This is a genomic window from Pumilibacter muris, assembly GCF_943193045.1.
GTDB lineage: Bacteria > Bacillota > Clostridia > Christensenellales > Pumilibacteraceae > Pumilibacter > Pumilibacter muris.
Genome location: NZ_CALPCN010000010.1, coordinates 48539 through 57363, shown reverse-complemented (window position 1 = coordinate 57363; position 8825 = coordinate 48539). Strand labels below are relative to the sequence as shown.

Annotated in this window: 7 protein-coding genes; all 7 read right to left on the bottom strand. The window is 48.7% G+C overall.

The window, feature by feature from the left end:
* Positions 1 to 164: 164 nt before the first annotated feature.
* The 7 genes from NFR62_RS09720 to NFR62_RS09690 all read right to left on the bottom strand — a co-directional run bounded on the left by NFR62_RS09720 (position 165) and on the right by NFR62_RS09690 (position 8679).
* Complete coding sequence (locus tag NFR62_RS09720) at positions 165 to 2066, bottom strand: heavy metal translocating P-type ATPase (RefSeq protein ID WP_251617897.1); 1902 nt, start codon at positions 2064 to 2066, stop codon at positions 165 to 167.
* Positions 2063 to 2281, bottom strand: coding sequence for a cation transporter (locus tag NFR62_RS09715; RefSeq protein WP_251617890.1), 219 nt, complete (start codon positions 2279 to 2281; stop codon positions 2063 to 2065). Before NFR62_RS09715 ends, NFR62_RS09720 begins: the two co-directional genes overlap by 4 nt.
* Positions 2282 to 2307: 26 nt before the next feature.
* Positions 2308 to 2682, bottom strand: a complete 375-nt coding sequence (locus NFR62_RS09710) for an ArsR/SmtB family transcription factor (RefSeq protein WP_251617888.1) — start codon at positions 2680 to 2682, stop codon at positions 2308 to 2310.
* A gap of 486 nt (positions 2683 to 3168) precedes the next feature.
* Positions 3169 to 4575, bottom strand: coding sequence for a Ger(x)C family spore germination protein (locus NFR62_RS09705; protein WP_251617880.1), 1407 nt, complete (start codon positions 4573 to 4575; stop codon positions 3169 to 3171).
* On the bottom strand, positions 4562 to 5755 hold the full coding sequence (locus tag NFR62_RS09700; protein ID WP_251617878.1) for a GerAB/ArcD/ProY family transporter: 1194 nt from the start codon (positions 5753 to 5755) through the stop codon (positions 4562 to 4564). The genes NFR62_RS09705 and NFR62_RS09700 overlap by 14 nt, the downstream gene beginning before the upstream one ends.
* Complete coding sequence (locus NFR62_RS09695) at positions 5749 to 7158, bottom strand: spore germination protein (RefSeq protein ID WP_251617877.1); 1410 nt, start codon at positions 7156 to 7158, stop codon at positions 5749 to 5751. Before NFR62_RS09695 ends, NFR62_RS09700 begins: the two co-directional genes overlap by 7 nt.
* A 258-nt stretch (positions 7159 to 7416) precedes the next feature.
* Positions 7417 to 8679, bottom strand: a complete 1263-nt coding sequence (locus NFR62_RS09690; protein WP_251617876.1) for a vWA domain-containing protein — start codon at positions 8677 to 8679, stop codon at positions 7417 to 7419.
* Positions 8680 to 8825 lie beyond the last annotated feature (146 nt).

Below are 8825 nucleotides of genomic sequence, written 5' to 3'. Positions count from 1 at the left end.
TTTTCCGTTTTTTTAAATTGACTGTTTTTTGTTTTGTGTTTTTAATCTTTCTTGCTTATTTTCCGTTGTCAATGTGCGCTTTTAATGCCGCCCTCAAACAGACAGCTTACTAAGAATATCATATCTATATGTTTTTGTCAACCGTTTTTTAAAATGTTTTCAAACTATTTTTCGTTTTTTTGTCTTTTTTTGCATTTTCCGCGCTCGGAACCGAACGCTATTATGCGAACTGAGTTTAAAACGGCTATAACGGTTACGCCCACGTCGGCAAATATGGCGAGCCACATGCTTGTTATGCCGAGCGCCGAGAGCACGAGCACAACGGCTTTAACGAGCAAAGCGAATACGATGTTTTCGAAAGCTATTCTCATTGTTTTTTTCGCAACCTCTTTCGCTTTCGCAATGGAGCCCAAATTATCGTGCATAAGCACCACGTCGGCGGCTTCGATTGCCGAATCGCTTCCGAGCGCGCCCATTGCAATGCCTACGTCGGCGCGGGAAAGCACGGGAGCGTCGTTTATTCCGTCGCCGACGAACGCGACAACAGATTTTTTACTTTTGCCCGCAATGATGGTTTCCAGCTTTTCCACTTTGTCGGCGGGCAAAAGAGACGCGGCGTATTCGCCTACCCCCGTTTGTTCGGCAACCGCTTTCGCGGCGCGCTCATTGTCGCCCGTAAGCATTACGGTGCGCACGTTGTCGCGTCGGAAAGAGTCTATCACGCTCTTTGCATCTTCTTTAACGGTGTCGGATATAACGACCGTTCCGAGAAATTTTCCGTTTTCGGCAACGTATACATGCGTGCCGAACAGCTCGCACGGAACGTATTCCACACAAAATTCCCGCATAAGTTCGGCGTTGCCCGCAAGCACAACCGTATTGCCGCGAGTAGCCTCAACTCCTTTTCCCGCTATTTCGCGGATTGACGCGCCGCTTACTTCGGCTATTCCTTCGGCTTTCGCCGCCGCAAGCACCGACTGCGCTACGGGGTGATTGCTTCCGCTCTCGGCAAGCGCCGCCGCGTTTAAGATATGCTCGCGCTCACTTTCGGGCACAACGTCTGTAACCGAGAATTTGCCGTAAGTTAAAGTTCCCGTTTTATCGAAAACCACAGTATCGAGACGTGCGAGAAGTTCAAGGTAATTACCGCCCTTAACAAGCACGCCGCGAGCCGAAGCCGCCCCTATCCCGCCGAAAAACGCAAGCGGAACGCTTATAACGAGCGCGCAAGGGCAAGACACAACCAAGAACATAAGCGCACGATGCACCCATTCTTGCCACTCGCCTGTGATAATCGACGGCACTACGGCAAGAATAACGGCAAACCCTACAACTGCGGGAGTATAGAACTTTGCGAACCTCGTAATAAAATTTTCCGCCTTAGCCTTTTTGGAAGAAGCGTTTTCCACAAGGTCAAGAATTTTGCTCGCTGTAGACTCGGAAAACGGCTTTGTTGCCGTAATTTCCATAACGCTGTTTGTGTTTATGCTTCCGCTTTTAACCTCGTCGCCTTCTTTAACGAATACGGGTGCGGATTCACCTGTGAGCGCCGCCGTATTGAGCATTCCCGAGCCGCGCGAAACAATTCCGTCGAGCGCTATTTTCTCTCCCGCGCGAACTTCCATAACTTCGCCCACTTCCACTTCGTCGGGCGACACGGTTAAGCGTTCGCCGCCTCTCAGCACGGTGGCAGTATCGGGGCGAATATCCATGAGCGACGAAATAGACTTGCGCGATTTCCCTACGGCAATCGACTGAAACAGTTCGCCCACTTGATAGAACAGCATAACCGCCGCCGCTTCGGGATATTCGCGCACGCAAAACGCGCCCACCGTTGCAACAGTCATCAAAAAATTCTCGTCGAAAACTTGCCCGCCGAAAATACCACGCGCCGCTTTAACGATTACGTCGTATGCCGCAACAAGGTAAATAGCGATATAAACGCTAAGCTCTATGTACCACAGCTTTTCGGGCACGTCTACCGTTGCGAAAACCGCATAAGCCGCAGCGAACAAAGCCGCCGCAATTATAATCCTTGCAAGTCTGCTCTTTTGCCGCGCGTTCATAATTTTATACGGCAGTCCGGCTCTATTTTGCGGCAAACTTTAACCATTTGTTTCTCTATGCCGCTCAAAGCGCTTTCCTCCGCCTCCAACACTATCTTTTGCGCCACAAAACTTACCGACGCCGATTGCACGCCGTTTATTTTTTGAATTGCGCTTTCCATTTTCGCCGCGCAGTTGGCGCAGTCGAGGTCTTCCACTTTATATACTTTTTTCATGATTTTTTCTCCTTTTAAGCGGCAATTTATTTTTCTTTTTCGCAAAGATGTTCGAGCGCTATTTTATACAGCTCGGAAATATGTTCGTCGTCGAGCGAGTAAAGTATTTCTTTTCCGCTTCTGCGCGATTTAACAATCTTCGTTTGGCGCAAAATGCGCAGTTGGTGCGACACAGCCGACATAGACATATTTAAAAGCGCGGATATATCGCACACGCAAAGTTCCTCTATGCTGAGCGCGCTCAAAATTCTTGTTCGAGTGGAATCGCCGAATACTTTGAAAAGTTCGGCAACGTTCAATAAAGTGTCTTCGTCGGGCATTTTCCCGCGCACATTATCGAGCACGTCGAGGTGCACCACTCTCGATTCGCAACCGTTTTCAACCGTGCGTTCGTCGTCCATATTATGTAGTCTCCTTAGTTTTATTTTCTTGAACACTTGAATAATTGTTCAACTGTAATATTATTATATACCGCTTTTTTAAGTTTGTCAACGGTTTTTTATAAATTTTTCGCAATAAAAAAGCTTGCCGCAAAAGCAAGCTTTCTTCCGTTTCCCCATTTATAAATGTCGTAAAACCGAAGCGCAGTTCCGTGTTGCGTTTGGGCGACAGTTCCGCCGAAATACAAACCCGACTTTCTCGGGTTGCCCGAGAAAGGACGCCGAATTAAGTTCGCCCAACACGGATTAAGCAAGGAAGCGGGCGCTTACGCACGCGCGCCGTAGCGCCGTGTTGCGTTTGGGCGACAGTTCCGCCGAAATACAAACCCGACTTTCTCGGGTTGCCCGAGAAAGGACTCCCAATTAAGTTCGCCCAAGTCGGATTAAGCAAGGAAGTGTGCGTTTTCGCACACGCGCCGTAGCGCCGACTTGCGTTTGGGCGACAATTTATGTTTGTATTATAACCTTAGTTTCTATGTTTACAATAACCGAGCTAAGGTCGAAGTTCTCCGCTCCTTTGCGGCAAAATTTATGGAACCACTCGCGTATTCCCAAAAAGTCGATACCCGTTTCTTTCGAAGTTTGAACCGCAAAAGCAAGATTGTTGCGTATCACGCTTTCGAACTCGTCTTCGAGTTTATCTTTAAGCAAGCCGAAAAATCCGGGATTTGCGCATATATGCGAATCGTCGAGTTTGAGTTTTACTTTAATTTTATAGGTGAGAACGTTTTCACCTTTAACAATTTTCGCACTCTTTTTCACGCTTTTGCCCGATAATCGAGCCGCAACCGACGGCACCGTTTGCCCGTCTATAAGCACGTTTCGCAGTTCCACAAGCCCGTAATTAGAGTGAGTGTCTTGCCACACTACGCCGCGCGTCGCAAGAGCGTTGAGCACAGTGGGTTCTTCTCTGTCGCCGCCGTATACGGCAATAGAATCGGCGGCTACGAGTTTTTTCTTTTCCGCAGTTCCCGTTTCTTTCCCCGACTTTTTTCCGTCCGACGATTTGCCGCTTCCGCCGCTCTCTTGTTGCGAACCGTTTTCGGAATTACCGCCGCTTTCCGACTTTGCCTGCGACTCGTTTTCAGATTCCCCTTTGCTTCCGTCGCTCTTTTCCGCCTCTTCGCTTTTTTGCTCTTCCTGCTTTTTTTCGGACTCGGTAGGCAAACCGCCCGCTCCGCTTTGCGACTTTTCGGACGCGGCGCCGCCTCGCCCTTCGCCCACGCTCGAATCGCCCGGATTAGACTCGCTGTTTTCGTCTTCGAGTTGGACGCAAGGCAAACACGCGGCTCCCGAAGTGGAATGAAGCGTTTGCAAAAATTTAAGCGCGGTAGCGGTTGTCACATGATTTCCGCTCTTGTTATATGCAATAAAATTGCCGAGCTCGGCATCCGAACTTTCGCCCATTTTTTGAGCCTGTTCTATAAATTCGGAGGCGGTGGAATGCGAACAGTACACAAGGTAGGCGCCGGGTCCAACCTTTCCCGACGACATAAGATAACTTACAAATTCCTTTATGTCGGAAAGCAGCATGCCCTTTCCCGCCGCGACTGTGGATAGGTGTCCGAAATTAACTCTTCGCCCCATGCCTATTTCAAGGTTTTCGAGCGCTTCGCTTATGCTTCCGCCCGTAGCTTTCGCAACGGTGCTCGCTTTGCCGTCGCCGCTTTGAGCCACAGGCACGGCAAGTTGCGCCGCGACCGTAACGTTGCCGCCCGTGCCGTCTATTCCGAGCACTGTTGCAAGCACTTGAATGTCTGACTGCGGCAAGGCGCGTTGAGGCAACAGCAACAAAACTATTGCGAACAGAAAACAACTCAATTTATAAATGAGAATTTTTTTACTCCGCTTCACATTCCGCTCCTTCACTCTTTACGTCGCACTGCGTATTTGCCGTTTCGGTTTGTAAAGTTCGGTATTCGCCGCATGTTTTACCGCGTTTTTTCTTTTCGCGCCTGCGCGCCACAGCGGTAACGATAATCGCGAAAACGGGCACCGCTATTTGAAACACTGCGGCGGGCACCGAAAAATAATTTATCGCAAACGCTTGCAAATCGCTTGTGGATTGCCAAAGCAGCAAAACCGCAAACAGCAAAACGCCCGCCGACAACGACAGCAACTCTTTTTTTACGGGTATAACTTTTTCAAGACAGCTTACTGTGGTAAACGAATAGAACCCCGCTTCCACCAAAACCGAAACAATCCACATGCAAAACAACATAACGTCGAGCCGCCCTTGCATTACGTCGCCGAGCGCATAGTGAGACATTCCCGTAACGTTTTGCCCGAAACGCAACAAATAGCAAACGTTCGAAAACGAAGCCGTTAGCCCGAGCATATAAAATATAACGGTAAGCGACGCAATAATTCCCGCGATAACTCCCGCAGTAGCGGTGTGTTTTGTGCGCCTAACCGAACCTATAACCGCCACGAGCGAAGAATAATCGCCGAACCACATGGAGTGCTTGAAAGAATTCGTAAACGTGCTTTTAAAGCCGTAATCGCCGAGCGGAAAAATTTCGGAATAATCGACGCCCATGCCTATAAACACAAACAGACACAACATTGCAACCGCGATAAACGGAAAAAGAAACTGCGAAGTTCTTCCTATGGCTCTCAGCGTTCCCATACCCATAACCACGCAAAGCCCGCATAGCGGCAACGAATAAACTGTGCTCGAAAAGTTTTGCAACAGGTTTTCGCTGAAAAACACCCGCACTTCGCCAACCAAAAGCAACAACTTAAAAAAGAAGAACGCGGATAAAAAAGCGAATATAATTTTCGCCGCCGCTTTGCCCACAAGCTCAACCGTCATATCGAAAAAGCTCTTTTCGGGACTTAGCATAACGGCTGCAAGCATTGCCCCCAAACACAAAAGCTCGAGAACGCCCATTCCCGCCAACCCGAGCACCGAATCGCGCCCCACAACTTTAAGCATGAGCACCGGTAGCATGAGTATTTTAAGCCCCATGCCCAAAATAAATATAACTGTAAAAAGCTGAGCGGTGCTTATCCGTTTTTCCGTTTCTACCACCGTAACCTCCTTTTATTCGGCGAACCGAGCGCTTCCGGTCTTGTGCCGAGCGACAAAAGTTGCCGACGAACAATTCCGTCTTTTAAATCGTTTTTAATTAGAGGCGCAAACGGTGCAAGGCAAGGCGCGCCCATGCTGTTTAACGAGCTCAAATAGAATATTAAAACAGTAACGCCTAAAATAAGCCCGTAAAGTCCGCCGAGCCCGCCTATAAGCGTGAACAGCACCCGCAAAAGGCTGCTCGTTCCCACAAGCGCGGGCGCGGTGTACAGCGCTATGGAAGATAGCGCTATAATCATAACGCCGGGCGACGATATAATCCCCGCCTTAACCGCAGTGTCGCCGAGCACGAGCGCCCCCACTATGCTCATTGCCGTACCCAAACTTTTGGGCATTCGTATGCTTGCCTCGCGTATTATTTCGAACAACAAAAGTATGAACAGTATTTCCCACATGGGCGGCAAAGGTATTCCTTTTAGAGCGTTTAAAACGGTAATCAAAAGTTTTAAAGGCACAACCTCGTAATGATAAGTTAAATCCGCCACATATAAACCGGGCAAAAATATAGCGAGCGAAATAGCTATAATACGCAACACGCGCAAAAAAGTGGCGAAGCTCGCGCGTTCGTAGTAGTCCTCGCCCGAATGAAAATTTTCTATCAAAAGAAAAGGCACGGTAAGCGCAATGGGCGAACCGTCAACAATCACAGCCACACGTCCCTCTAAAAGTTTAGACGCCACAACGTCGGGCTTTTCGGCGGTGCCCACTTGCGGAAATATAGAATTAGGGCGCCCTTCGAGGCATGGCACAAGATAGTGGCTGTCGGAAATCGCGTCTATATCGAGCGCTTTTATTTTGCTTATAACGTCTTTAACAAGCTCTTTTTTCGCAATGCCGCCCACATATAGAACGGCAACCGCCGTATTGCCCTCGCGCCCTATATTCAATTTTTCAACCGCAAGCTTTCTTGTGCGCAAACGTTTTTCTATTAAAGTAACGTTCGTTTTGAAATCTTCCACAAAGCCTTCGCGCGGACCGCGCACAACAGTTTCGGTAGGCGGCTCCATAACCGCGCGCTTATCCCACTTTTTGGCGTTCACAACAATGCAGCCGCTCGCGCCGTCTAAAAATATAACCGCGTCGCCCGAAAGAATCTTTTGCGCGGCTTTGGAATCGTCCGAAATTTCGGCTTCCGACACCGCGAGTATTTCGCGCAAAAGTTCTTCGTACCCCGAACACTTATTCGCCGCGACGCACGCTCTCAGCACAGAACGCAAAATAAGCTCGTCGGTCATGTCGGGATGAAACAGCATTGCCGCTTTTTTCTTTCCGACGCCGAACTCCCTCGCTACAAGTGTGCTCGGAAGTTCGAAAGATTCGGTTATGGCTTTTACTCTATCCATAAGTTTTAGTGTGCGGAAAAGGCGTAAAAAAATACCGAAAACACAGCTATCGCATAAAAGCTTTTTTAGCCGCTCGGAATGCCCCGCAATAAAAACTTTGCAATTTAGTGTAGAACGGCGCAAAGTATTCGCTAATTTCGCAAACGTGTCGAAACACTCGCAATACTCGCGTTTTCTTTCAAAAACCGACAAAATAAAAGCAAGCGCCTATTTCGACAAAAACGCTTGCCTTAAAATAAAGTTATTCTCTCGATTTTTTTATTCCACCGAAGTGGAATCTTTCCAAAACACGGGGGCGCCCATGTTGCCCGTATGGTACCCTACGGTAAGCCTAACCATGAGGTCGCTTAAATATTCCACCGTATAGCCGCCCACAACAGGCTCTTCGTGGGAATCGCCTATTCCCGAATCGTCGGTTAAAAAGGCATAAGTGCCGCCCGTTAAAATCGCCGCGCTACGCATAATATACTGCCCGAGAAAATCGAGCCCGCTTGCCGCCACAGGAATTATCCGTATTCCTTTTTGAGCCGCCGAAAGAACCGCAGTTGCAAACCGCTTTTGATATTCCGATTCGTCGTGATACGACGCGTCGAGCACATGAAACAGTATTTTGGTAGAGTCTTGACTCCACTGCAATTTAAGAGCGGCTTCGAGCCCCGCTTCCACCGCTTCGGGAATGTCGCCGCCACCGCCTGCCGATTGGGCGTTTATGTTAGAAAGCGCTGAGAGCATTCCCGCGTCGGAGGTAACTTCGGTAAAGTCGAACGAACGCACAAGGTAAGCCTCTTCTTGATTTATGTTGTAATCGCGGTAAAACACAGTTCCCAAACGCAAAGAATCCGCAAGCGTCGCGTTCGCTACTCGGCGAACAACTCCGCTTATTTCTTTTTTAAGAAATTTGAGTTCGTCGCCCATAGAACCTGTGGTGTCGGTAACAACGGCAAGTTCTATGCGGTTAGGTTGCGGAGCGAAGCCGTCGAGCTGAATTTCGATTTTGCCGCTTTCGGCGGGAACTTCGGCGAAAAACTCGCCGCTTTTCGCCGTAATGCGCGTACCGTCTTGCCCGAACACATAAGCTTTGCCCGCGCCGTCGGTTACCGCAGAATATATAACGGTTTTTCCAAAATACAGTTTTACCGTTGCTCCCGCAACTGCCGACGAACCGCTTTTAACCGTTATTTCGCGCATATAGCGGGTGTCGAGCCCTCTGTTGTCGCGCGCGTATTCTTCGAAAATTCCCGCCTCTCCTTGCTCGGAAGAACTTTGAAAAAGGCTGTTCCAAAATTCGTAGTTCGAAATGTCGTTCCATTCCGCCGCAGTAAGCTGTTTTTTAATAGACTCTTGCAACATTCCGTCGGGCGACGCGCTCGCGTCGGAATCGGATTCGTCGGAATCTCCGCCCGTCGGCGGTCCCATATAGTCGCCGCTCGGCGATTCGCCGTCGTAAGCGGCGCAAGCGGCAACAGAAAAAGCCATAAAAAGCGCAAAAAGTAATAGCAATAAGTTCGCAAATTTTTTCATGAGTTTTCGCCTCCTTTTGCTTATATAACAATCTTCGCCGCGTCGCCGTCCCACAAAATTGTAAAAATTCAGTATTTTTTTTTGTATTTAGTTTACAGCAACGAAAAAAAAATGTATACTGTTAATCAAAAGGCAATATTTTTTAG